The sequence below is a fragment of the Collinsella sp. HCP28S3_E12 genome (genome assembly GCF_052065595.1).
Taxonomy (GTDB): domain Bacteria; phylum Actinomycetota; class Coriobacteriia; order Coriobacteriales; family Coriobacteriaceae; genus Collinsella.
The window spans coordinates 1-24,555 of the sequence record NZ_JBQHTS010000002.1 but is presented as its reverse complement, the minus strand read 5'-3'; the positions used below and the strand labels follow the sequence as shown (position 1 = coordinate 24,555).

General features: G+C 61.2%; 24 protein-coding genes. 10 read left to right on the top strand and 14 right to left on the bottom strand.

What is annotated here, in order from left to right; all coding sequences use genetic code 11:
- Positions 1 to 97: 97 nt before the first annotated feature.
- From ACTNBY_RS01020 to ACTNBY_RS01010, 3 genes are all read right to left on the bottom strand, one after another.
- On the bottom strand, positions 98 to 733 hold the full coding sequence (locus ACTNBY_RS01020) for a histidine phosphatase family protein (protein WP_441048236.1): 636 nt from the start codon (positions 731 to 733) through the stop codon (positions 98 to 100).
- A gap of 17 nt (positions 734 to 750) precedes the next feature.
- A complete protein-coding gene (locus ACTNBY_RS01015) occupies positions 751 to 1,293 on the bottom strand; it encodes a histidine phosphatase family protein (RefSeq protein WP_370450578.1) in 543 nt (180 codons plus the stop codon).
- 80 nt (positions 1,294 to 1,373) lie between these two features.
- A complete protein-coding gene (locus ACTNBY_RS01010) occupies positions 1,374 to 2,045 on the bottom strand; it encodes a nitroreductase family protein (RefSeq protein WP_441063034.1) in 672 nt (223 codons plus the stop codon).
- A gap of 233 nt (positions 2,046 to 2,278) precedes the next feature.
- On the opposite strand from ACTNBY_RS01010, the gene ACTNBY_RS01005 reads away from it, so the two are divergent.
- On the top strand, positions 2,279 to 2,881 hold the full coding sequence (locus ACTNBY_RS01005; RefSeq protein ID WP_118099399.1) for an HdeD family acid-resistance protein: 603 nt from the start codon (positions 2,279 to 2,281) through the stop codon (positions 2,879 to 2,881).
- Positions 2,882 to 3,364: a YaiI/YqxD family protein gene (locus tag ACTNBY_RS01000; protein WP_154515742.1), complete on the top strand. Its 483-nt coding sequence runs from the start codon at positions 2,882 to 2,884 to the stop codon at positions 3,362 to 3,364.
- A 132-nt stretch (positions 3,365 to 3,496) separates the two neighbouring features.
- On the opposite strand, the gene ACTNBY_RS00995 is transcribed toward ACTNBY_RS01000, so the two are convergent.
- Entirely contained in the window at positions 3,497 to 4,579 is a 1,083-nt protein-coding gene (locus ACTNBY_RS00995) for a putative manganese transporter (RefSeq protein ID WP_427719556.1), read from the bottom strand.
- Between the two features lie 171 nt (positions 4,580 to 4,750).
- Between ACTNBY_RS00995 and ACTNBY_RS00990 the strand changes: the two genes are divergently transcribed.
- From ACTNBY_RS00990 to ACTNBY_RS00970, 5 genes are all read left to right on the top strand, one after another.
- A complete protein-coding gene (locus tag ACTNBY_RS00990) occupies positions 4,751 to 5,719 on the top strand; it encodes a 3'-5' exonuclease (RefSeq protein WP_441063033.1) in 969 nt (322 codons plus the stop codon).
- A gap of 439 nt (positions 5,720 to 6,158) precedes the next feature.
- The gene (locus ACTNBY_RS00985; RefSeq protein WP_441063032.1) at positions 6,159 to 7,349 is read left to right on the top strand and encodes a hypothetical protein; all 1,191 of its coding nucleotides are present in this window, start codon (positions 6,159 to 6,161) and stop codon (positions 7,347 to 7,349) included.
- Between the two features lie 411 nt (positions 7,350 to 7,760).
- A complete protein-coding gene (locus ACTNBY_RS00980; protein WP_427747430.1) occupies positions 7,761 to 8,129 on the top strand; it encodes an ArsR/SmtB family transcription factor in 369 nt (122 codons plus the stop codon).
- Positions 8,130 to 8,192: 63 nt separating this feature from the next.
- Positions 8,193 to 8,411 (top strand): cation transporter, encoded by a 219-nt coding sequence (locus ACTNBY_RS00975; RefSeq protein ID WP_117583778.1) that lies wholly within the window; start codon positions 8,193 to 8,195, stop codon positions 8,409 to 8,411.
- Between the two features lie 100 nt (positions 8,412 to 8,511).
- Complete coding sequence (locus tag ACTNBY_RS00970) at positions 8,512 to 10,464, top strand: heavy metal translocating P-type ATPase (RefSeq protein WP_441063031.1); 1,953 nt, start codon at positions 8,512 to 8,514, stop codon at positions 10,462 to 10,464.
- 98 nt (positions 10,465 to 10,562) lie between these two features.
- Here ACTNBY_RS00970 and ACTNBY_RS00965 read toward each other — a convergent pair whose 3' ends face one another.
- The 8 genes from ACTNBY_RS00965 to ACTNBY_RS00930 form a co-directional block, all read right to left on the bottom strand.
- Positions 10,563 to 11,333, bottom strand: a complete 771-nt coding sequence (locus tag ACTNBY_RS00965) for a Cof-type HAD-IIB family hydrolase (RefSeq protein WP_441063030.1) — start codon at positions 11,331 to 11,333, stop codon at positions 10,563 to 10,565.
- Positions 11,334 to 11,339: 6 nt separating this feature from the next.
- Positions 11,340 to 13,199, bottom strand: coding sequence for an ABC-F family ATP-binding cassette domain-containing protein (locus ACTNBY_RS00960; RefSeq protein ID WP_441063029.1), 1,860 nt, complete (start codon positions 13,197 to 13,199; stop codon positions 11,340 to 11,342).
- A gap of 205 nt (positions 13,200 to 13,404) precedes the next feature.
- Entirely contained in the window at positions 13,405 to 14,277 is an 873-nt protein-coding gene (gene pstB, locus ACTNBY_RS00955; protein WP_427719562.1) for a phosphate ABC transporter ATP-binding protein PstB, read from the bottom strand.
- Positions 14,274 to 15,200, bottom strand: a complete 927-nt coding sequence (pstA, locus tag ACTNBY_RS00950) for a phosphate ABC transporter permease PstA (protein ID WP_441048250.1) — start codon at positions 15,198 to 15,200, stop codon at positions 14,274 to 14,276. The genes pstB and pstA overlap by 4 nt, the downstream gene beginning before the upstream one ends.
- Entirely contained in the window at positions 15,193 to 16,101 is a 909-nt protein-coding gene (gene pstC / locus ACTNBY_RS00945; protein WP_427719566.1) for a phosphate ABC transporter permease subunit PstC, read from the bottom strand. The genes pstA and pstC overlap by 8 nt, the downstream gene beginning before the upstream one ends.
- A 24-nt stretch (positions 16,102 to 16,125) precedes the next feature.
- On the bottom strand, positions 16,126 to 17,061 hold the full coding sequence (locus ACTNBY_RS00940) for a phosphate ABC transporter substrate-binding protein (protein ID WP_154515770.1): 936 nt from the start codon (positions 17,059 to 17,061) through the stop codon (positions 16,126 to 16,128).
- A gap of 293 nt (positions 17,062 to 17,354) precedes the next feature.
- Positions 17,355 to 18,791 carry a M20 family metallopeptidase gene (locus ACTNBY_RS00935; RefSeq protein ID WP_441063028.1) on the bottom strand — a complete coding sequence of 479 codons (1,437 nt, stop codon included), beginning with the start codon at positions 18,789 to 18,791 and terminating at the stop codon, positions 17,355 to 17,357.
- A gap of 54 nt (positions 18,792 to 18,845) precedes the next feature.
- Entirely contained in the window at positions 18,846 to 19,508 is a 663-nt protein-coding gene (locus ACTNBY_RS00930; RefSeq protein ID WP_441063027.1) for an HAD hydrolase-like protein, read from the bottom strand.
- 156 nt (positions 19,509 to 19,664) lie between these two features.
- On the opposite strand from ACTNBY_RS00930, the gene ACTNBY_RS00925 reads away from it, so the two are divergent.
- A complete protein-coding gene (locus ACTNBY_RS00925; RefSeq protein WP_441063026.1) occupies positions 19,665 to 20,051 on the top strand; it encodes a DegV family protein in 387 nt (128 codons plus the stop codon).
- Here the strand turns inward: ACTNBY_RS00925 and ACTNBY_RS00920 are convergent.
- Both ACTNBY_RS00920 and ACTNBY_RS00915 read right to left on the bottom strand, forming a co-directional pair.
- A complete protein-coding gene (locus ACTNBY_RS00920; protein WP_441063025.1) occupies positions 20,011 to 20,769 on the bottom strand; it encodes a TIGR00730 family Rossman fold protein in 759 nt (252 codons plus the stop codon). The genes ACTNBY_RS00925 and ACTNBY_RS00920 overlap by 41 nt on opposite strands.
- Positions 20,770 to 21,226: 457 nt before the next feature.
- Entirely contained in the window at positions 21,227 to 22,714 is a 1,488-nt protein-coding gene (locus ACTNBY_RS00915) for an ATP-binding cassette domain-containing protein (protein WP_441063024.1), read from the bottom strand.
- 412 nt (positions 22,715 to 23,126) lie between these two features.
- Between ACTNBY_RS00915 and ACTNBY_RS00910 the strand changes: the two genes are divergently transcribed.
- Both ACTNBY_RS00910 and ACTNBY_RS00905 read left to right on the top strand, forming a co-directional pair.
- Positions 23,127 to 24,002 (top strand): tyrosine-type recombinase/integrase, encoded by an 876-nt coding sequence (locus ACTNBY_RS00910; RefSeq protein WP_441039016.1) that lies wholly within the window; start codon positions 23,127 to 23,129, stop codon positions 24,000 to 24,002.
- Positions 24,003 to 24,102: 100 nt separating this feature from the next.
- Positions 24,103 to 24,555 (top strand): IS110 family transposase (locus tag ACTNBY_RS00905; protein WP_441063023.1); only part of this gene is annotated, 453 nt, incomplete at its 3' end.

Sequence of the window (24,555 nt, the reverse complement as noted above, 5' to 3'; positions counted from 1 at the left end):
TCAGCTCAACAAGCAAGGGGCGGGGATACATGCGCATGCATCCCCGCCCCTTTCGCATCAAACAATTACGCCGGCAAACCGCGCCGCAACGCCAGCGTCATCCACGCCGCGGGCCCGCCGCCGCCACGAGCGGCTCTAGCCCCAGCTCACGCGCGTAATCCTCCTGCGTAAAGACTTCGACCAGTTCAAACGTATCGGTTGCATCGTCAAACGCAAAATGCAGAACCGAGCAGTTGCCCGGCACGCGCTCGCGCTCGTCGGCCGCCGCTCCCCTAGAGTGGTCCAAAAACTCCTTGATGGCCGAGGCATGGCTCACCGCGAGCACGCACGAATGGTCCGGACGTCGCATAAGATCGGTCAACGTCGTCACCATGCGCTCACGTACCTGCATCTGGCCCTCCCCGCCAAACTGACGATAAAAGTCACGCCACGGACGCTCGGGCATCAGCATCACGCGCTCGGCCTCAAAGTCGCCAAAGAACCACTCGCGCAGGCCATCCAGACGCTCGTAGGCAAGGCCCGGCCACAGGCTGGCGATAGTCTGCTCGGTGCGGTGCAGCGTCGAGGTGTAGGCGTGATCGGGCTCAACGCCACGCGCACGCAAGAACATACCGGCACGCGCCGCCTGCTCGCAGCCCAACTGCGTGAGCGGAGAATCGCTCCATCCCTGAATAATGCGTTTAAGGTTGAATATTGTCTGTCCATGACGGACCAGATACAAATCTTTGTTCATAGGGGTCCTTTCGTTCGTTACCAATCAAGGAGCGAAAACGCCCCGTCGCAATAGCCAAAATGAAGCACGGCACCGTTGTCGGGCTGCTCTCCCCCGCCGGTCACGCATCTAAGAAACTCCTGGCAGGCAGAGCCATGAGAGACCGCGAGCACACGATCGTGCTGCGGTCGGGCCATAATACGGGACAGCGCCGCGACCATGCGCGCCCGAAGCTCGCCTTCCGACTCGCCACCAAAAGCCACCGGATAATCGCCCCAGGGCTGCGGCGGCATATCGCGATTTGATGTGCCCTCCAGCGTGCCCAGGCGCCACTCGCGCAAATCATCGACCGGCTCTATGGGAAGATCCTCGCCAACGATCAGCTCGGCCGTGTGGCGCGCCCGACCCAACGGAGACGTATACGCGTGGTCAAAGGAGATGCCGCGCGCCTCAAACGCCGCGCGCGTCGCCAGTGCCTGCTCGCGCCCGCGCTCCGTGAGCGGCGAGTCTTGCCAGCCCTGCAAAATGTTCTGCACGTTAAGCTCGGTCTGCCCATGCCGAACCAAATACAGATCGGACACACGCCCTCCCCTCGCACCACCACAAAGGGGACAGGCACCTTTGTGGTGGTTTGCCGCCGAATCGCGCCGCAACGACGCAACTACACCAGCACGTCGGCAAGCGGACGCTTGGGCACGTGATGCACCTGCGCCTCGTCGCGCCAGTAATTAATAGAACCGTCGGGGTTGGAATCGATCGCGTCGATAACCTGGGTCTCGGCCGGCACGCCAAAAGCCATGATCAGCTTGAGCTCGTACTTGTCGTTATCGAGCCCCATCGCATCGATCGCGCGGGGCGTAAAGGCCTTGAACATGCAAGCCGCCACCTCGGGCGTTGCGCTGCGCGCGGCGAGCATCATCGTCTGAGCCGCGATGCCCGTGTCGACCTCGGTGATAGGCGCGGCGGGCTTGCCGGGAACGGTGCGCTCGGCAAGAATTGCAATGTAGCCGGTCGGACGCTCGCCCTCGACAGGACCCGGCCAGTCCTTGAGCGCCCCGGCCCATGCAAGCTCGTCAAACACGCGAGCGCAGTCCTCGGCACCGCTCACCACATGAACACGCAAGCGCTGAGCATTGGCGCCACAGGGGACCAGGTGCGCCAGCTCTGCCAGCTCGAGCAAAAACTCGCGCGGCACGCGCATGGACTCGTCAAAACGGCGGCATGTGCGGGCGCGACGGACCAGCGCATCAAACGCATCCAGGCCAAGCTTTTCGCAACCCTGCTTTGCCATCGACTCGGCGCTCGACGGCACCGCGGGAACTGCTTCGTTCATAGGGACCCCCAAAAAGCCAATTGTTCTTAGGAAAATCTAACCTAAAACGCAGGCAATAACGAACAGAGCTGCAATGTTCTACACCTGTTGAATAGAAAATCGCAACGTGGGGAACAACGGAAACAAATCGGGGCCTTTGAGTTGCGTTTCGCCCTCCCCGGCCCATACGCCAGCTCCTTTAGGCGATACTGGTTGTAACGATCGCGGCTTACGCCGCACGGAAAGGAGGCCTCATGGGCATCTTTAAGAATGACGACCAGCAATCGAGTCTGTTTGGATTTGACGAGAAAAGCATGGCAGGCAAGGCGATTAAAGCCGTGCGCTGGATCTACGCCGCCACGGGTGTCATCGCGCTCATCGCTGGCATCGCGCTGCTGTTTGCACCCGCTAAGACCCTCGTCTTTTTGACGACCGTACTGGGCTTCTACTTTGTGATCACGGCTGGCGTCAGGCTGTTCACCGCCATTTTTGAGCCGCTGCTGCCCGCCGGCTGGCGCGTCACGAGCATCCTCGCCAACCTGCTCATCATCTTGGGCGGCGTGGTGATCCTGCGCAACCAGGCACTTTCGACCGCGACGCTCAGCACGCTTGTGGTGGTCGTGGCCGGCTTTGGCTGGATTGTCGAGGGCATCATGTCGATTCTGGAGTCCGAGCTTTCTTCCAACCGTGCCCTCGCCATCCTGAGCGGCGCGCTCTCCATCATCGCCGGCGTGTTCGTGTTCATCTATCCGCTGTGGTCGGCAAAGATGCTCGTCATCTTTACCGGCGCTGCACTCCTGGTGTTTGGCGTGACGCTGGTTATTCGCGCTATCCGCTTTGGCAAGCTGGTGCACTAGATGCCGCGAACGCTGTTTATTGATGCCGACGCCTGCCCGGTCACGCGTGAGTCGATCGACTGCGCGCGACGGGCGGGTGTTGCCGTGGTGGTCGCCGGCAACAGCACGCAAAACCTGGAGCGGCACATTCGCCGTGACGACCCGCGCGATGCCGAGCACGCGCGACGTGGCTTTTGGGTCACAACGCTCGACGTGAGCGTGGGCGCCGATAGCGCCGACTTTGCCATTATCGAGCGTCTGCAGGCAGGCGATGTGGTCGTGACACAGGACATTGGCCTGGCGAGCATGGTGCTCGGTCGCGATGCCGCCGCCATCGGCGTGCGCGGGCGCGTGTACGACAAAGCCACCATCGATATGCAGCTGTTTATTCGTCACGAAGAAAAGAAAGTGCGCCGCGCCGGCGGTCGCACCCGTGGACCGGCAGCCTTCACCAGCGAAGACCGCGCCCGCTTTAAGCGCAACCTCACCGACCTGCTGCGCTAACCAAGGTAGATTTTTGGGACATGCCTAAAAATCTACCTTTTTGTTTTGGCGATTGGCGCGCATCCAACGCCGGTCATGGCGGTAGATGTTTGAGGCATGCCCCAGTTTTTACGGAATACCTCAAACATCTACTTAGAGGCCAAAGGCGGAAAGGATAAGGCCCCAGCCCGCGCCGATGACGTACATCATGACCAGGAACACCGCGTTTTCGCGGGCGCTGCGGTTGGTGCGGAACAGCACCAGGTAACCCACGCCGGCAGAAATGAGCGTGCCGGCGAGCATCGGTGCCAGCTGCAGCGCGCCTTCCAGATACAGCTGCGTAATGACCACGCTCGCCGAGCAGTTGGGAATGAGGCCGACAAGCGCCGAACCCAGGACGGCGAGCGTCTCGTTGCCGCGCAGGAACTGCTCGATCGCGGACTCGCCGAAGGTCTCGAGCACGGCGACCAGAATCAGCGTCACCAGGAAAATGAATACCGAAACCTGCACGGTGTGCGAGATCGCGCTGCGGATAATCGACAGGACGGGCGCGCCTTTGTGTGAGTGGGAGTGACCGTGGTGGTGTTCGTGCTCGCCCTCGTGTCCGTGGTCGTGGCCATGTCCGTGGTCACGCTCGTCCTCGTCTTCATCACAACCGCAATGATCGCGCTCGCACAGCTCATGGATGTGGTCGGCGCTCACGCCCGCCTCGGCCACCTCGTCGATGATGTCACCGCCGCTGTGATCGTCATGCGCGCAGTTAACGTGCGCCGGATTGGCGGCGGTTCCCAACACGGTACGGCGGATCGCCGCATGAGCACGGGCGTTGCGACGCAAGCCGCGAATGGCGGCATCCACGATAAAGCCCGTGACCAGCGCGATCAGCGCCTTCGAAGCCAAAAGCATCGCCATGGTCTGCACGGGAACCTGCTCGGCAAGCAGCAGTGGCAGCATCTCGTCGGAGGTCGAGAGAAACACCGCCACCAGGGTGCCCAACGTCACGACGCGACCGGCGTACAGCGTTGCCGCCATCGCCGAAAAGCCACACTGCGGCACCATGCCCAGCAACGAGCCAACCACGGGACCAGCGGCGCCGGCACGCTTGATGGCGCCGTTGACGCGATCGCCCGCCACATGCTCTAACGTCTCGAGGGCCAGATATGTCACCAACAAGAACGGCACCAGCGAGAGCGTGTCCTTGCCGGCGTCGAGCAAAATATCAATCAGCAAATCCATGACGGATGGAACCTTTCGTGTCTTTCGGCAGCATTGTAAAAGTCCTAGCGGTCAACTAGGGTATTGTAGTTGTCCTAGGCGTGATGCCAATAGTTGCCTGTGGTAAACTATCATCTCGCCACATCTCAATGACCCCGAGCCGCACGACGCGGCCCGTCCAAGGAGCAGTATATGAACGTTTCGCAAGCACTCGAATACGAGCGCCAGCCGTTTATCCCCATGTTCATCTATGGCGATCACGCCGCCATGGAATCCGAGCGTCAAAAAGGCGAAGAGGCCCTCAAGGTGCTCGAGACCGAGTACTTTACCGCCGAGGGCGACCCTGGCTTCGACTTTGCCACCGTGCGCGACCTGGCCGACCGCAACCGCGACCTATGCGACCAGATTGGCGAGGCGCGCCTGCGCAACGTGACGCCCGTGACGCTTTCGCGCGGTCTGTCCGTCGCCGATACCTGCGCCGGCATCGGCAAGATGCAAAAGCGCACCGCCGCGTCCGTCATGCGCGAGATCCGCGGCGACCGCGACGCGCTCGGCGTGGCGTACGCCCGCAAGCCCATCCAGGGCACGGTGCTCGGCATCGACATCGAGACCACCGGCCGTGCACCCGAGCGCGGCTACATCATCAACGTGGGCTGGGAGATCATGGAGCTCACCAGCGACGCCGTCCCGCACGACGCCGAGGCACACTATTGCGGCCTGCCCGATATCTACCGCGGCGAAGATGTGCCGCTGTCGAATATCCATCACATCACCTGGGACGACATCGACGGCAAAACGCCCTTCCGCGAGAACAAGGAGCTGCAAAAGCAGCTGCTCAAGCTCATGAAGAAATACCCGTACATGGCGCACAACGCCGCCTTTGAGGACAGCTGGTTCAAGATCCATCTGGACGGCTATGCCGAGGCGCGCCGAGCCGGCAAGATTATCGTCATCGACTCGCGCCAGATCTGCCGCAGCCTGGACGCCGACGTGCGCTCGCTCCCCCGCGAGTCCGCGCCCGCCGCACTCGAGAACTGGGCACGCCGTCGCGGCACCCTCGCGCCCGACGCCAACGAGCAGCACCTGGGCCTCGACGACACCGACCTCATGCTCCGGACGGTGCAGGCCGAGTTCAACCTCAAAAACCTGTTTGCCAAGTAGATTGCCAAGCAGAGGCGCCATTCGCGAGCAACACTTGCCGGACCATAGCGCCCCGCGCAAAAGCGACACGCGGAGGCGCTCCCCTCAAGCGACGCAAAAATGGGCCGATGTCCAAGCGGATATCGGCCCGTTTTTCGCGCCGTACAACATGGCCCTCCAGCCCCCGATGTCTAGCCGCCGCATAACCAAGAACTTCATCTGCGCATGTTCAAGCCAAATTGCACATTTTTGTTGACGCCGTCTTTGCATCAAAACGATGCTGACCAGCATCAGTTGTGGAGGTCTGCGTAGCCAGCGAGCTGCGACAATGCTCCAAATAGCATCTTTCTCCATCATTGGCGTCAAGCGCTTGGACAGCTTTTGTTATGCCGCGACATTTTACCTTGGCGTTCATTGCGAGCCCCGCTGCCTGGTCTGCCATGCTATCTGTATGAGTATCGTGCTTTCACATAACACGGCAAAAGCGGTCTACCAAGCCGCATACTCGGTATCCGCAATTGGCACCGAGCCCTGCAGCCCTGCCAAGATCTACGGGGCGCGCCCCAGCAAGGAGCTGCTCGACTCTGCCGCCGACTGGCTCGCCAGGCACAACGTCGCACTGGATAACGATGCCCCGCTCGATACAACGGTGTTCGAGCGCGCAAACGTGCGCAGCATGACGGGCTGCAAGTGCCACGTATCATCCAAGCGATTCGCGGGCTCGCGCTTTATCAAGCTTGCCGACGACATCTATATTGTCGGCGTCGAACTCTGTGCGCTTCAGGCCGCAACCTATCTTCCCTTTCGAGAACTTGTGGAGTACTACTTCGAACTGTGTGGAGCCTATTCCCTTGGTCACGATGCCTCGACATCCTATACCGAGCGCTTCGCGCTCACCTCGACTTCGAGCCTTAAACATTTCTTTAACTCCCTCATCGACTGCAAGGGCCTCGAACTTGCCCGAAAAGCCATCCAATGCGTGCGGGACGGATGCCGATCGCCGATGGAAACGGCGTTTGTCATGATGCTCACGCTACCCAGGCGCGAGGGCGGTCTTGGCATTAGCGAGATCGAGACCGACTACGAAGTAAAGGTCACAGCTGCTGCAAAGAATCTCACGCGGCGCGAAAAGTTCTATATGGATGCATATCTCAAGCGGTCCCGAACCGACATCGAATACAACGGATTTCAGCACGATGCCGAAGAAGACCGCGCCATTGACGAAGAGCGCAAGAACGCGCTGGCGTCCATGGGCTACGGAATCATTACCGTCAGTCGCTATTCCTTTATGCACGCCAGCGCCTTCGCCAGGATTATGGAGGCAATCCAGCGAAAGGAGGGCATTCGCCCATCGCGCCTGCCCAAAGATTTCGCAATCAAGCAAGAAGAGCTGCGACAATTTGTGCTCAGGAGATTTATCGAGGAAAAGAAGCGTATTGAGGAGCTCCTCCGTCAAGACGCAGCGCAGGGTAATGCACTTGAGCTCGAGCGCGCAGTGCTCGAGGGCATCTCGCTGGACGACCCGACGATCAACGATGTCCCGGCCATCGACGACATGCAAGTCATCGAGCTGGATTGCCCGGAGTTCGCCCAAACAAGCACCTCCACACCCGAAGGCAGGGTGTACGGGGCCAGAACAGAGGCGGACTGACAAGGTGGGTATCCCGGCGACGTGCAAAAACGGGAGTTTTCAGCAGAGCCGAGTATCCGAGGGCGGCCGAATTGCCCCATTTTGCACCGAAGCCGCTGTTTTCGATGTAAGTTAGGCAACAGCTGAGGAATATCTATTGCCATTTGCACTCCAGTAAAGCCCTGTGGCGGCAAACGACGCCGTATCATGCAATAAATAACCCCTCGTCGATGCTGAAAACTCCCGTTTTTGCACGTCGCTAGGATACCCACGTTGGCATCGGCGGCCTTATCAGCACCAACCAATGCCCTTAGCCGCCTCTGGGGCCAATCGACAGCAAAAAATTTCGCAAATTATATTGACATATGAACATGCGCTCATATACTCGGAAGTAAGTTATATGAGCACATGTTCATATGAAAGGATATTGCAATGAGCGAACACGCCGATGAAATAAGGACCGACATCGACACCGCCATCGTGCCCGACATCCCCACCACTTGCTCGCCCGAGGACCTTCCCGACGAGGAGCTGCTGTACGACCTTGCCGACTTGTTCAAGGTTTTCAGCGACACCACGCGTATCAAGATCCTCTACGCTCTCATGGGCCGCGAGCTCTGCGTGGCAGACATCGCCGAAGCGACTGCGACTTCGCAGTCCGCGGTGTCGCACCAGCTGCGCACGCTCAAACAGTCGCACCTGGTTAAATTCCGGCGCGACGGGCGCAACATCCTCTACTCGCTCGCCGACGATCATGTCTACACCATGCTCAACCAAGGCATGAGCCACATCTGCGAATAGCGACCAACCACGGTACCAGCGCGGCCTGCACCCAAGCCGCAAATACAGGGAAAGGAACCCATCATGAAAAAGCAGTTCAAGCTCGACGAGATCGACTGCGCCAACTGCGCGCGTGAGCTTCAGGACGAACTCGCCAAGCTCGAGGGCGTCAAATCCGTTTCGGTCAACTTTATGACTCAGAAGCTGACGCTCGAAGCCGACGACGCTGAGTTCGACGAGGTCCTCGATCGCGTCGTGGAGTTCACCGCCGACGCCGAGCCGGACTGCGAGATCATTCTCTAGCCTGCGCATACGCTGATACGCAAGGCCGCGCTTGCCGCGGCCTTTGCTCGCGAAATTACATGAGCGAGTGTTCATACATTCAAATGGGAGGATACGAGTCATGGCCACCGCCGACCCCAAGAAGAAAAAGAAGAAGCGCAAGAAAAAAGAGTCACTCGAGCATAAACGCAACCGCATCCTGGTAGCGCTGGGTATTTTTGTCGTGGTGTACGCCCTCGATGAGCTCGGCGCCCTCACTATCGCATTTGGAGAGCCCGGCAACATCTACGCCAGCTTTGTGCTGTTCCTCGTGCCGTTTTTGATTGCCGGCTACGACGTGCTCCAAAAGGCATTCAGCAACATCCGCCGCGGCAAGGCGTTCGACGAGAGTTTCCTCATGGCCGTCGCGACCATCGGCGCGTTTGCCACGGTGCTCTTCCCCGATACCGACCCGCACATGGCCGAAGGCGCCGCCGTTATGCTGTTCTACCAGGTCGGCGAGCTGTTCCAGACATACGCCGTGGGCAAGAGCCGCAAATCGATCAGCGCCATGATGGACATCGCGCCCGATTACGCCAACGTTGAGCAGGCTGACGGCACGCTCGAGCAGGTCTTTCCCGATGACATCGCCGTCGGCACCGTCATTGTCATCAAGCCCGGCGAGCGCGTGCCCATCGACGGCGTTATCGTCGAGGGCGTAACCCAGCTCGACACCGCCGCCCTCACCGGCGAGTCGGTCCCCCGTACCGCCAAGACCGGCGACGATATCATCAGCGGCTGCATCAACATGACGGGTCTTATCCGCGTACGCACCACCAAACCCTTTGGCGAGTCCACCGTCGCGCGCGTCCTGGAGCTCGTGGAAAACGCCAGCGAGAAGAAAGCGCGCACCGAAAACTTCATCACACGGTTCGCCCGCGTCTACACGCCCGCCGTCACCGGCGCGGCAGCGGTGCTCGCGCTCGGCGGCGGCCTGGTGACCGGTGCTTGGTCCGATTGGATCCTACGCGGCCTGACCTTCCTCGTCGTCAGCTGTCCGTGCGCACTCGTAATTAGCGTGCCACTGAGCTTCTTTGGCGGCATCGGCGGCGCGTCCAAGCTGGGAGTTCTCATCAAGGGCTCCAACTACCTCGAGGCGCTCGCCGATGTGGATACCGTCGTCTTCGACAAAACCGGCACGCTCACCAACGGCACGTTCTCGGTCGTCGCGGTGCACCCCGAGGGCGGCTATACCGAGCAATCGCTGCTTGAAGTCGCAGCCCTCGCCGAGTCGTTCTCCGACCACCCCATCGCGCAGTCGGTGCGCGCCGCCTTCCAGGGCCAACTCGACCCCAAGCGTGTATGCGACTCCACCAACGACGCGGGCCATGGCGTGACGGCGAACATCGACGGCAAGCACGTCGTCGTCGGCAACGCCAAGATGCTCGCCGCGGTCGGCATCGAAGCGCCCGATTGCGAGGTCGTCGGCACTATCCTCCATGTGCTGGTCGATGACGTCTATGCCGGTCACATCGTAATTGCCGACACCGTCAAGGCCGATGCCGAGCAAACGATTCGCGAGCTGCACGCCGCCGGCGTCAAGCGCACCGTCATGCTCACGGGAGACCGCGAGGAAGTGGCCGCCGCCGTGGCCAATCAGCTGGGAGTCGATGAGTTCCACGCGCAGCTTCTGCCAGGTGACAAGGTCGAGCGCGTCGAGGCATTGCTGGCGACCGAATCGGGCAAGGGCAAGCTCGCCTTTGTGGGCGACGGTATCAACGATGCGCCCGTGCTCACCCGTGCCGATGTGGGCATTGCCATGGGCGCCATGGGCTCCGACGCCGCAATCGAGGCAGCGGACGTTGTGCTGATGGACGACAAGCCGTCCAACATTTCCCGTGCAATCCGCGTGGCTCGCAAGACCATGACGATTGTTCGGCAGAACATCATCTTTGCACTGGGCATTAAGTTGCTGATTCTGGTGCTCGCGGCGCTTGGCATCGCCAACATGTGGCTCGCCGTCTTTGGCGACGTGGGCGTGGCGATCATCGCCATCCTGAACGCCATGCGCGCGATGGGTGTCAAGAACCTGTAGCATGCGTGGCTGTCCGGCCGGGCGACGCGGCACACAACGCGCAAGGGGCGTCCCCAACTGCCGGCAGAAAAGGAACGTCCCCAAGTGCCGAGCCGCAGCTATAGCAGCCCAAAGTGCTTTGCGGCGTTGTAAATTCCGTCGTCGTCCACGGCAGTCGTCACGTAGCTCGCCGCAGCCTTTACCGTGTCTTGCGCGTTGCCCATGGCCACGCTCGTGCCCACGGCGGCAAACATCGACAGGTCGTTCTCGCCATCGCCAAAGGCGATCGCCTCGCTCGCGTCGATGCCCAGGCGCTCCAGCGTCGCCGCCACACCCAGGTCCTTGCCGCCGTTGGCCGGAATAATGTCGCAGAACAGGTCGCACCAGCGCGTGGTGAGCGAATGCGACACGGCGTCGGTCACGATATGCTCGTCGGCAGGATCCACAAAGGCGCAAAACTGGTAAACCGGCGCATCGAAGGCGTGCTCAAACGGCTCCTCGTGGTAGACGATTCCCGCGTTGTTACCGGCCGTCACCACGCGCTCGGACAGGCGGTTCACAAACGAGTTCTCGCCCTGCATGCACAGCGAGTCGTAGCGCCCCTCGGCCACCTGGTCCACAATCACCGCAACGTCCTCCGGGTCAATCGGGCAGCTACGGTAGACGCCCTCGGCATCAAAACAGTGCTGGCCCGAAAGCGTAATGTACGCATCCCAACCAAGATCGAACAGCCAATCCGGCATCTGGTAGGTCGGACGGCCTGTGGCGATCACGCACGCGATCCCCTGCTCGTGAAAGCTGTCGAGCACTTGCTGCGCCGACGCCGGAATCCGGTGCGTCTTAAAGCTCAGTAGCGTGCCGTCGATATCGAAAAATGCGGCTTTGATCATCCTCGTCTACTCCTCGCCCTCGAGCTTCTCGCTCGCCTCGAGCCACGCCATCTCCAGCTCGTCCATAGCGGCGTGAGCCTCGTCGATCTTTGCCTGCTGCTCGCCCAGCGCCGTGTAGTTGGTGGGGTCGACCTGAGCCATCGCGGCCTCGACCTCCTCCACGCGAGCGCGCTGCGTCTCCATCTTGCGCTCGAGCGAGCTCACCTCGCGGCGGAGCTTCTGGCGCTCGGCATTGGAAAGGCCATTGGGCTGACCGCTCGCCTTGGGCTTTTCGGCCGCAGCTGCCGCGGCACCGGTGTCGAACGTGCCGGTCTTGGCGCTCGGCGCACCCACGGGCTCGCCCTCGGCGGTGGCATTGCACAGGCGCAGGTACTGGTCGACGCCGCCGGGCATGTGCGTCAGGTGGCCGTCGAGCAGCGCCCACTGCTGGTCGGTCACGCGCTCCATCAAAAAGCGGTCATGCGTTACCAGAATCAACGTGCCGGGCCAACCATCGAGCAGGTCCTCGACAATCGCCAGCATGTCGGTATCCAGGTCGTTGCCGGGCTCGTCCAGGATGAGCACATTGGGCTCGTCCAGGATCGTCAGCAGCAGCGACAGGCGACGGCGCTGTCCGCCCGAAAGATCGCCGATACGACTCCAGAGCTGCTGCGTCGTAAAGCCCAGACGCTCGCAGAGCTTCTCGGGCGAGGTCTCCTTGCCATCGATAACGTAGTACTTCTTGTAGTTGCTGAGCACCTCGCGGATCGTGTCGCCCATGTAGGGCTCGAGCTCCTCGAGCTGCTGCGACAGCACGCCAAAGCGCACCGTCTGGCCAATCTTCACGCGGCCGCGCAGGGGCGCGATCTTGCCCTGAATCACATCGAGCAGTGTGGACTTGCCGGCGCCGTTCTCGCCCAAAAGACCATAGCGGTCGCCCGCACCAATGAGCCAGGTCACGTCGGAGAGCACCTGCTTGGGCGCGCCGTCGGTATCGGCATAGCCGGCGTCCACGTCGACCACGTCGATAACCTGCTTGCCCAGGCGACTCACCGCCAGGCGCTTGAGCTCCAGCTCGTCGCGCACGGGCGGCACGTCGGCGATGAGCTCGCGAGCGGCCTCCACACGAAACTTGGGCTTGGTGGAGCGCGCCTGTGCGCCGCGGCTCAGCCACGCGAGCTCCTTGCGCGCCATGTTGCGACGGCGCTCCTCGGTAACGGCGGCCATGCGGTCGCGCTCTACGCGCTGAAGGATATACGCGGAGTAGCCGCCCTCGAAGGGGTCGACCTGGCCGTCGTGGACCTCCCACATGCTGGTACAGACCTCGTCCAAGAACCAACGGTCGTGCGTGACCACGAGCATCGCGCCCTGACCGCGCTGCCAGCGGGCCTTTAAGTGACGCGCGAGCCAATTGATGGTGCGCATGTCCAGGTGGTTGGTGGGCTCGTCGAGCATGAGCACGTCGTAGTCGCCGATCAGCAGGCGCGCGAGGTCCACACGACGGCGCTGGCCGCCCGAAAGCTCGCCCACCGTGCCCTCCCAGGGCACATCGCTAATAAGGCCAGCCAGAATCTGGCGCGTACGCGGGCTCGAGGCCCATTCGTACTCGGGCGTGTCGCCGACGACGGCATGATGCACGGTGTCGGTATCGACCAGGTTGTCCTTTTGGCCGAGCAAACCAATCGTCGTGTCGCGGCGATGCGTCACGCGGCCGTCGTCGGGGTCCAGCGTACCGGCGAGCACGCTCAGCAGCGTCGACTTGCCGTCGCCGTTTTTACCGACGATGCCAATGCGGTCACCCTCGTCCACGCCGAGCGTCACGCTATCGAAAATATGCTTGGTGGGAAACTCTAGGCTGACGGAATCGCATCCCAAAAGAATCGCCATATGCCCTGCTCCTTCGTAGAAATTCAACGTTGTCCATGATAGCAGCGAGCCCCACCCCAAACCACCACGAAGGTGCCTGTCCCCTTTGTGGTGGTCGTTTCGGTCGCAGAGCAAAAAGGCGGGCCATCTCCCGCAAGAGATGACCCGCCTCTCCAATCAGTCCCGCGGCAACCATGGCCGCCGCGGGCCTCAAGCATGTCCCGGACTAGGAGAACATGCCGGTGAGGTAATCATTCAGCCGCTTATCCTTGGGCCGTTGGAAAATCTCGTCGGTCTCGTCGTACTCGACCATATCGCCCATGTAGAAAAACGCCGTGCGGTTGGACACGCGCGACGCCTGCTCCATGTTGTGCGTCACGATGACGATGGCGCGATCGGCAACAATCGATGACATCAGGTCCTCGATTGCCAGCGTCGAGATGGGGTCGAGCGCCGAGCAGGGCTCGTCAAACAGAATCACATCGGGATTGAGCGCCAGCGTGCGCGCAATGCACAGGCGTTGCTGCTGGCCGCCCGAAAGCGCGTAGGCGCTCTTGTCGAGCTTGTCCTTGACCTCGTCCCACAGCGCCGCGCCGCGCAGGCTTTCCTCGACCATGCGATCGAGCTCGTCGCGGTCAGTAATGCCGTGGCGTTTGGGCGCAAACGTGATGTTGTCGCGAATGGACTTGCGAAAGGGGTTGGGCTGCTGGAACACCATGCCAATGGAGCGACGCAGCTCGTAGGTGTTCTCGGTCTTGGTGTTCACGTTGCGCCCGCGGTAGTTGATCTCGCCCTCCACGCGGCAGCCGCGAATCTCGCGATTCATAAGGTTGAGGCTGCGCAAAAAGGTCGACTTACCGCAGCCCGAAGGCCCGATGAGCGCCGTGATCTCGCCCTTGTGAAAGTCGAGCGACGTATCGTGCAGCGCATGGTGGTCGCCATAGTACACGTTGACGTCCTTGGTGGAAAGCACGACCTCGTCGCTCACGGCTTTGCCGCTTACGCGCACGCGCTTCTCGCTCTCCCCCACGCTCGACAAAAAGTCCTGGGTCTCGGACGCGGCCGCCTCGGTTGCGGGCGTTGCATTTATCTCGCTCATTCGGCCGTCATCCTCCTTGCCAGTTGCTTGCCCACGATACGGGCGACTACGTTAAACAGCAGCACGCAGATCATCAGCAGTGCCGCGGTGCCCCAAACAATCTGCTGTGCCTCGGGGCTGCCCTCGCCGTAGATCTTATAGATGTGCACGGCGAGCGACTCACCGGGGCGGAACACGTTCCAGGCGCAAGTGGGACTCGACAGGTTAAAGCTCAAGAAGTTCAGACGCACCGGCGAACTCATGCCCGAGGTAAAGAGCAGCGCCGCAGCCTCGCCAAACACGCGGCCGGCCGAAAGCACGATACCGGTCACGATGGCGGGCATGGCCTCGGGGATCAGGATGTGCAGCGTGGCCTCCCAGCGGGTGAGGCCCATGGCCAGGCACGCATCGCGCTGGGCCTGCGGCACGTCCTCGAGCGCCTGCTGAATCACGCGCACCAGGATGGGAATGTTGAACATGGTGAGCGCGACGGCGCCGGAGATGATGGAGTACTTCCAACCCAGCTGCACCGAGAACACCAGAAAGCCGAACATGCCGACGACGATGGAAGGCAGCGAGGACAGCGTCTCGATGGCGGTGGAGGCGATGTCGCGGATGGGGCCGTCCGGCGCGTACTCAACCAGGAAAACCGCGCCGCCCAAGCTGATGGGCACCGAGATACTTAAGGTGATCAGCAGCAGATAGAACGAGTCGAACAGCTGATAGAGCACGCCGCCCTGGGTTCCGTTGGCGCGCGCGGGCTGCGTGAGAAATCCCGGCTGGAACAGCGTCGAGATGCCCTCGAACAGAATATAGGCCACCATGGAGACGACGATGAGCATGACGATGGCGACGATTGCGGTCAGCACGCCCGTGGCGATGCGGTCCTGCTTTTGGACGCGCCTGAGTCTCGCCTCGTCGATATGAATGCGCGTGCTAGCCACGAGCCTTCGCCCCCTTGCGGCCGATAAGGTGGATGATCAGGATAAAGATGAGGCTCATGCCCATCAGCAGCAGACCGAGCGCCCACAGGACGTCGTCTTGGGCCGAGCCCTCGGCATAGACCGCCATAGACGTGGTGAGCGTGGTGGTGATGGTGGAGGCCGGCGACAGCAGCGACGTCGGCATAGCCTCGATGCCGCCGATAACCATGCGCACGGCGAGCGTCTCGCCAAAGGCGCGGGTCATGCCAAGGATGACCGCGGTCATGAGCGACGGCATGGCGGATTTGAGTACCACGTGCCAGATGGTCTGCCAGCGGGTGTAGCCCAGCGCGAGCGAACCCTGACGGTAGCTATCGGGCACAGCACGCAGGCCATCGACCGAAAGGGTGGTCATCGTCGGCAAGATCATGACGGCCAGCACAATGGCGCCGGGCAAGATGCCCAGGCCCGTGCTCACGTGGAAAACGCTCTTCATAAGACCGACGACCACGTGAAAGCCGACCAGGCCAAAGACGACCGAGGGAATGCCGGTCAAAAGCTCAATAAGCGGCTGAAACACCTTGGAGCCAAACTTAGGGCTAATCTCGACCGCAAAGATAGCAGAGCCGATGGCGATGGGCAGCGCGATAAGCGTGGAGAGCACCATGACCGCAAACGAGGTGACGATCAGGGGCAGGGCGCCGGTATAGGGCAGGCCGTTTTCGGCCGTGTTGGCCAGGTCCCACTTGGTGCCGGTAAAGAACTCGACGACCGAAACGCCGTCCTTGAGAAAAGCCGAGAGGCCCTTTTGGGCGACCATAAAGATGAGCGCGGCAACGACAAGCGTCACGAGCGCTACGCACGCGCCCGTGACGCCCAGGCCCACGTTCTCAAGGTCGCGCTTTGGCAGCTGTTTTGCCATTGCAAACCTTTCCGGGGCGATTACTTATTTAGCGGAGACCTTGCCGCTGGCGTCCTTGACGACCTTCATGGCAGAGACAGGGATAAAGCCCTGTTCCTCGACAAGTTTGCCCTGGACGTCGTCGGAAAGCATGAACTCCAGGAAGGCCTTGGTGGCATCGTCGGCGTCCTTTGCGCAGTACATGTGCTCGGTCGCCCAGATCTTAAAGGAGTCGTCAGTGACGTTTGCGCTCTTGGGCTCCACGCCCTCGACCTTGATAGCGTTGAACTTGGAGTCGTCGAAGTGCGAGAAGTCGAGGTAGGAGATGGCGTTGTCGGTGCTGGCCATCTGAGTCTGGACGTCGCCGGACTTGTCGAGCTCGGCGTCGCCCTTAAAGTCGACGGCCTCGTCACCAAAGACGGCGGCCTCGAAGGTGGCGCGGGTGCCGGAGCCGGCCTTTCGGTTGAGGACGACGATGGTGGCGTCGTCGCCGCCGACCTCCTTCCAGTTGGTGATCTGGCCGGAGAAGATGCCCTTGAGCTGCTCGAGGGACAAGTCGTCGACCTTCACGTTCTTGGAGACGACGGGGCCCATGCCCACGACGGCGACCTCGTGGTCGACGAGGTTCTTGACCTGGTCGGCCTCGAGCTTGGTCTCGGCGAAGACGTCGGAGTTACCGATGGTAACGGTACCGGCGGCAACGGCGGTCAGGCCCTTGCCCGAACCGTTGCCCGAGCCAGAGACGGAGACGTCCGGGTTGGCGTCCATGAACTTCTCGGCAGCGGCCTCGACGAGAGCTTGGAACGAGGAGGCGCCGTCGTAGGTCACCTCGCCGGAGACGGACTCGGCAGCGGCGCTGCCCTTGTCGGCGGCGTTGGAAGCGCCTGCGCCGCCGCAACCAACGAGGCCGAGGCCCACGAAGCTGGCAAGACCACCAGCGAGGCCGAGGAACTGACGACGAGAATAAGCCTGATCGAGCATGATCTTCCTTTCATACATGCGACTCGCGGGCACCCTGCCCGCTTTGCTGTTTGGAAAGATACGGCCTCGATCGGGCGGTGCCCGCGCCAACTGCGGATTCTTACGGGCATTTGATAGACCCTTACCGCGAGCGCGACTCGGCTTTACAGACGAATAACAAACCCGCCCCCAAGCATGGCCTGCCTTTTACACCAATAAAAACAAAGTTGCGGTGAAATAGTTCCTGCTTGGCCATCAAATGGCCCATTCTAGGAACTATTCCATCGCAACTTAGATTAGGAAACCGCGTAACCTTAAAGCTCTAATTCATTCAAACGGAGGATCGCAACAATATAGATCTTGAGCGCCTGCTTGAGCTGTTCCTCGTTGGCGCACTCGTTGGGGCCGTGCATCTGGCCGCCCCATGCGGGCAGCTCCAGGCCGGTTTCCTCGGGGCCAAACGACACGGCGCGGGCAAAGTTGCGCGCGTACGTGCCGCCGCCCATGGCAAAGGGCTCGGCATGCTTGCCCGTAAACTCGTTATAGGTATCAATAAGCGCCTTCACGGCCGGATCGTCGGCGGACACCGAGAACGGCACCTTTGCACGACCCACACGGCACGTCACGCCAAAGCGGCCCACGAGCGGCTCGAGCTGCTCGCAGATGGTATCGGCGCTCGTGCTGTCGGGGAAACGTACGTCGATGACCTGCTCAATATGGCCATCCATCACACGGATAACACCGGGGTTGCACGTGAGCGGGCCAAACGCCGGGCTCGTCGCGTCGATACCCAGGCCGCGGCCATAGGCATCCGCATGTACAAAGGTCAGAAACTTGACAAACTCGTGCTCGACGGGCGTCAGCAGACGCTCGTCGCGTGCACCAAACGCGTCCTCGGCCTCGCGCAGATACGCCACGATGAGGCCGACGGCATTGATCGTTCCCTCGGGCATCGAAGCGTGACCGCCAATACCGTGGGCGAAAATCTGCGCATGCCCGTTATCGAGCGCCGTGATCTCCAGGCGGTCGGCGTTCTCAACGGGCGCCGGCAGCTCATCGGCGGCAATCGCGAGCTCGCAGATAGACTGCGACGGAATGGCGTTGCTCGCCTCGGCACCGCTCCACGATACGATGCGCCCGCCGTCGATCTTGGAGCTCACAAACGTCGCCCCAAACTGGCCCTTCTCGGCATTGCAGACCGGGAACTCGGCATCGGGCGTAAACAAAAAGTCGGGATCTGCGTGGTTCTCCAGATAATGGTGAACGTCGGACATGCCCACTTCCTCATCGCAGCCCAGCAGCGCGCGGAAGGTATAGCGCGGCACAATGCCGTGCTTGATCAGGTAGGCACCGGCGTAGAGCGACAACACGGCCGGGCCTTTGTCGTCGATCACGCCACGACCGAGCAGCCAGCCCTCGCGGCGCTCCATCGCAAACGGGTCGGTGTTCCAACCGGGACCGGCGGGCACCACATCCACATGGCAGATGGTCGCAAGCTGCTTATCGCCGCGGCCGGGAATGTCGGCGATGCCCACATAGCCCTCGTCGTCGCTCGTCTGGTAGCCGAGCTTTTGCGCAATGCCGAGCGCACAATCGAGCGCATCACGGACCGGGCGGCCAAACGGCGCACCGGGCTCCGCATGGGCAGCAACGGCCACGGACGGATAGCTCACCAGCTGCTCGATATCGGCAACGACATCTTCCCAGATCTCGTCGACATACTCGGTAACGCTCTGTTCCACCTGATTCATGGACGACCTCCTTACCAATGAGCGACGGCCACACCCGCCCCTCGCATAACGTCATTAGATGGCGAAAAGTTTAGCAAGCTCGGCCACCGAGTGCACCACTGCATCGGCGCCCGCCGCCTCGTGCTCGCCCGGCACCGCCGCGCCCGAATAGATGCCAATGCACGGCACGCCCATTGCGTGCGCGCCCTCCACATCGTTAAAGCGGTCGCCGATCATCACGGCATCGTCCGCCGTCGCGCCGAGCGCCGCCAGGGCATCGCGAACCGAATCGGCCTTGGTCTCGCGCCCCTGCGGCGGATTCATACCGACCACCGCCTCAAACTGCGAAAGCCCCAGCTCGCCCACCATGTCGATGCACTTTGCCTCCATGCGCGACGTCGCCACGGCCAAGTGATGCCCCTGGGCGGCCAAGCCATCGAGCAGTTCGGGAATTCCATCGAACACGGGGTACTCTTCCGGTCCCAGCTCATCAAAAAAGGCACGGTACTCGTCGGCCACCACAAGCGACTCCTCGCGCGAGAAGCCGTAAAAGTCGTGGAAGCTCTTCCACAACGGAGGCCCGATCATGCGGCGCAGGTCACCCATCTGCGCCTCAGAAAACCCGCGCGCAGCCAGCGTTTTACGCGTCGAGGTCATCACCGCCCGGCCCGTATCGGCCACCGTGCCGTCAAAATCAAACAGCACGACCGACCGCTTGCATATCTCCAGAGCCTCCATCGACATCCCTCTTCCCCAGTTGACGATTTCCACACCGACACTTCAAACTGTTGACTATTCAACAATTGAACCTAGTAATGTGGAACGACTCTACTATACTTGTCGCACTTTGCTCTCAGAAGGCGGCGCCGTCACGCCCCAACGAAAGGTGCAATTATGTCTTTTGCCATCATAACCGACTCCACGTCGGGCATCTCCCCCGCCCGCGCCCAAGAGCTCGGCATTTACGTGATTCCGCTTCATGTGATTATCGAAGGCGAAGACCTGCTCGACCAGGTGCAGGCCAGCTCACGCAGATGCTCAATATTCGCCTGGCCGTTTCGCCGGAGTGGAAATCGGGCGAGATCAAGGCGATCAAAAAGGGTCGTGGCGCCAAGCGCATCGTCGCCAACCAATCCCTATTCCACCGCAACTTGGAAGCAGTTCATTTGGGACGGGGCCAAAAAGACTGATATCAAACGTTTCAGACCAGTCTTTTTAGCCCCGTCCCATTTTACCTACCCTACATCAGCCCGCTCAGGACAATATCGACGGCCTCGTTGAGGTCATCGGTGATGTGGACGAGGTCTGGATCGAGTGGGCTGATCATGCCGGCATCCATCACCGGGCCGTTGAGCCAGTCGAACAGGCCCTGCCAGTATTCGCTGCCCACCAAAACAAGCGGCATGCGCTTGACCTTGTGCGTCTGCACCAGCGTGAGCACCTCAAACATCTCGTCGAGCGTACCAAAACCACCGGGAAACACGATGGCGCCCGAGCTGTATTTGACAAACATGGTCTTGCGCACAAAGAAGTAACGGAAGTCCATGCCGAGGTTCACGTATTTGTTGAGCCCATGCTCGTGCGGAAGCTCAATACCCAAGCCGACCGACTTGCCGTTGGCGCTCGCCGCTCCCCTGTTGGCCGCCTCCATAATGCCAGGACCACCGCCGGTGATAACCGCCACGCCGCGCTGCGCGATCTTGCGGCCGACCGTGCGCGCCGCCTTGTAGAGCGGATCGGTCTTGGGCGTGCGGGCACTGCCGAAGATGGTCACCGCGGGCCCGAGCTCGGCAAGCGCGCCGAAGCCATCGACAAACTCGGCCTGAATGCGCAGCACACGCCACGGGTCGGCGTGCAACCAGCCAGTCGAGTCCTCGGGCGCCAGCAGGTTGGCGTAGGTGTTGTCCTTAGGAATCATAGGGCCGCGCATAACCACGGGGCCGCGTCGGTACGTCTCGTTGTAGGCCGGCTCGCCCTCGACGTTCTCATTCTTAATCATGGGGGATACTCCTATCGAAAATAGAAACGGGCGGGGTCGACGCCATGCGTCAAACACCCGCCCGAACATCAACCATTCGGTATGGTACCCACGTTTTATTATGTAATGGCTTAGTGTTATTGAAGACTTATTTACTCACTGTAATCATGTTAGCACACCGACCAAGGGTTTCTATGAGTCCTTATTTGTTTGTCCGTGCTAGATATTTGACGGTGACTTTGATGGGACTTTCATCTTGGTGTCGAACTCCACGACTCTGTCATCACCTTTAAGCCACTTGCAACCACAGGATAACAATAGTCGCTGTCATCACGAGCAAACCGCTTGCGTCCACCCTTTGGCAATAGTCGCTGTCGTCACGAGCAAGCCGCTTGCGACTACCCACGCGGAGTTAAACAATAATTGCAAACTGAAGCTGCAAATCCACCCGACAAGGCTCTTTTATAAAACCCATTGTTTAGACGACCAGCAATCTCATCAGGCTCTCACCTTGAATAGTTTCCCAGCCAATCTGCGTGACTGCCTCCGACAGCTGTCTATCATGCGTAACCAACAGTAACGCGCCAGAGAAACCGCTCAGCATCTCCTGCAGCGCCTCAATAGAACCCACATCAAGATGATTCGTCGGCTCGTCGAGTACGAGGAGGTTGGGATTCGTAACAAGCTGTTCAGCAAGCATGAGTTTGCGGAGTTCGCCAGGACTCAAATCGTCGCCATCGAGCAGTTTGTCAGGGTCGGAGTTCAACCGCGCCACGATGGAGAGGATGCGACCTTTCGTCTCCTGGTCCTGGTCTCGGAGATGCCTCAGTGCTCGCTCGCGTTCCTCTGGCCCGACGTCCTGGGGAACGTACGCAACTTTGACATTATCAGGAACAGATTCGATGACGCTTCGTACCACCAGGCTCTTTCCCGTTCCGTTCGCACCGGTCAACACCACGTGATCCGTTGGCGAGATCCAGAGCTCCGGCACATCTATCGAGAACTCGCCAGCAGACAGTCGCGATGCCTCCAAGTGCGCCACGCAACTTGAGCGCGCAGCGACGCCGAACTCGCCGATACGATGGTCGTATCTTTTCGAGACGGTTTTCTCAGAAAGCTCTGCCTCGGCCTTTGCGAGCCGCCCGCTCATTTTGGACGAGAGCTTCCCTGCAACGCCGTCCTTTCCAGAGACTATGGCGCGTCCGATCTTCTCCCGAGCGTCGCTGTCTTTTTTGCTCAAGCCGCGCTTGCTTCGCTTGCCCTTCTGACGTGCCGCCTCTTCGCTCCTGCGCTGGGCTTCTGCCTTCAGGCGCTTAGCTTCACGAGAGGCTTGCTCGCGATCCCTCATCGCAGAGGCGCGTTCGCTCGCCGCCTGGTCGCTTGCCTTCGAGTACCCGCCGGGGCGCATGGTCCAACGCGCGCCCTCGCACATGAGGCTCTGGCCCACAAGGCCGTCGAGCAGATCCCTATCGTGCGAGATGAGGATGCCGATGCCGCCGAACGAAGCCAGCGCCTCCTTCACGATGTCGCGCGTGGCGGCATCGAGGTCGTTGGTCGGCTCGTCCATGATGAGGACATCCGGTTGTGCATAGAGGGCGCATGCGATCTGGATCCGCTTCTGCTGACCGCCCGAGAGCGTGTCGTAGCGCCAGAACCAGTCGTCTTCGATGCGGAGCAGCGCCCTTGCCCGTTGCGCCTCCTTGCCCCAATCCGATGCGAGATCAAAGAGCTTGTCTGGCTCTTGGGTCGAGTCTTGCTCGCAATACGACGCGAACAGATTCGGGCTCACCGTCCCGGAATCGGGTGTAATAACGCGGGCGGCGATACGGGCGAGCGTGCTCTTCCCGCATCCGTTGTCGCCGATGATGCCCGTCCATCCCGTCGGGAACGTGGCGCTGACGTCTTCGATGGCTGGCGATGCCGTACCGGGGTAGGTATAGCTGATGTGAGTGAGATTCAGTTGCATGGCGAGCTCCTTTGAGAGGAGGTCGCGCAGGGGCCAGGCACGCGATGTATGGATTCGGAACGAGAAGGCACTGAAGCGATGCGGCACCCTGAAGCGCGACCGGATGTACAGAATGGTCGTATGGGGTACCCGAAACGGGCATCGCTAGTTCTTCATCTAACCTGACCTAACTCGAAGCGGCGCTTGCCAAAGGCCCCGCTGGATGATTGATATCTAGGATTATAGCATGGTGATTTCCCTTGGCTCGTCGCTTCACCCAAGTGCTGATTGGTGCTGAGAGCGGAGAGACTGCGTGGCACTGCTCCCTCTAGCTGGCGCCTGATGCTGGAAAGCATCACACAGAAACGCCTGCCCTTCCCGCAACCCGCCAGAGCATGGCCGAAGGCGGCGGTTGGCACTGCAGCCCCCTCCCGTGTTATCTTTATTGAAGATAATTAAGAAGGTGGTGCACGATGTGCAGAACATACCCGGGAACGGAAACGAAACACAGAACCAACTCATAACAGCGACGCAGCAGCCCTCGAGTCCCGTGGCCCTGAGCGCAGACGTCGAGATGCTGCTCGAGCGCTTTTTAGTCGAGGCCGAGCTGGCCGAGACCACGAAGGAGACCTACCGCAGGACCCTGAGGGGCTTCTTCGCGTGGAAGGAGGAGCGAGGGATCACAGACCTCGCCAGGGGAGACATCCTCGCCTACAAGCAGGACATGCTGGCGAGGGTGCGGCCCTCGACGGCGAGCACCTACCTCACCGCGGTCAAGAGCCTGTTCAAATGGCTCGAGTCCGTGAGAGCCTACCCGAACGTGGCCGCGGACATAAAGACGGTCAAGCTAGTGGGCAACATCCACCGCAAGGACGCGCTGACGCCGGCGCAGGCCAAGCGTGTGCTCCAGGTGCTGAAGGGCGACACGCTGCAGGCCAAGCGCGACTTCGCGCTGGTGAACCTGCTCATCAGAGTCGGCTTACGCTCGGTGGAGGTCACGCGAGGCCGTCTGGGTGATTTGCGCAACAGGGGCGATCAGACGATTCTGCTCGTCCAGGGCAAGGGCAGGGTCGAGAAGGACGCGCTCGTGGTGCTGACCGATGCGACTCTAGGACCCATTTACGACTACCTGGCAGCGCGCAGGTGCGAGGGGCGCGAGGTCGTCGGGGAGGACTCGCCGCTGTTCGCCAGCCTCTCCAACAAAACATATGGGAAGCCGCTGTCCACGCGCAGCATACGGCAGATTGCGAAGGAGGCCCTGCGCGCGGCGGGGCTCGACAGACACTATGACCCAATCCGAGGGCACTAAAAAGATAGGAGCCCCCGCTCGTGACCGCGGGTCGGGGCTGCGACAATGATGTTGAAGTGCCATAGGCGCAGCCGCGCCGCAACGAGGTTGGGAGGCTCCCATGCCAAAGTATTCTACCGCGTTCGGGATGGACGTCCACCTGAGGTCGACCACCGTCTGCGCCCTCGACGCGGACACCGGCGAGGCCGTGACGAGGAGGTTCCCCGGCAACCCCTGGGGCGAGATCGCCGGGTGGATGGATGGGTTCCCCGGGCCGTCGCTCGCGGCCTACGAGAGCGGCTACCTCGGCTTCGCCCCGCAAAGGGAGCTCGCCGGGCTCGGCGTCGAGTGCGTCGTCGCCGCGGTCTCGAAGATCCCCAGGTCGGCCGCCGACTCGGCCTCCAAGAACGACAGGAACGACGCCGCCAGGATGGCCAAGGCGATACTCGCCCACGACATCTCCCCCGTATGGGTCCCCTCCCCCGAGGTCGAAGGCATCAGGGACCTCGCCGGCGCCTACGACGGGGCGACCGCGCGCCTGGCGACCGCCAAGCAGCGGCTGCTCGCCTTCCTC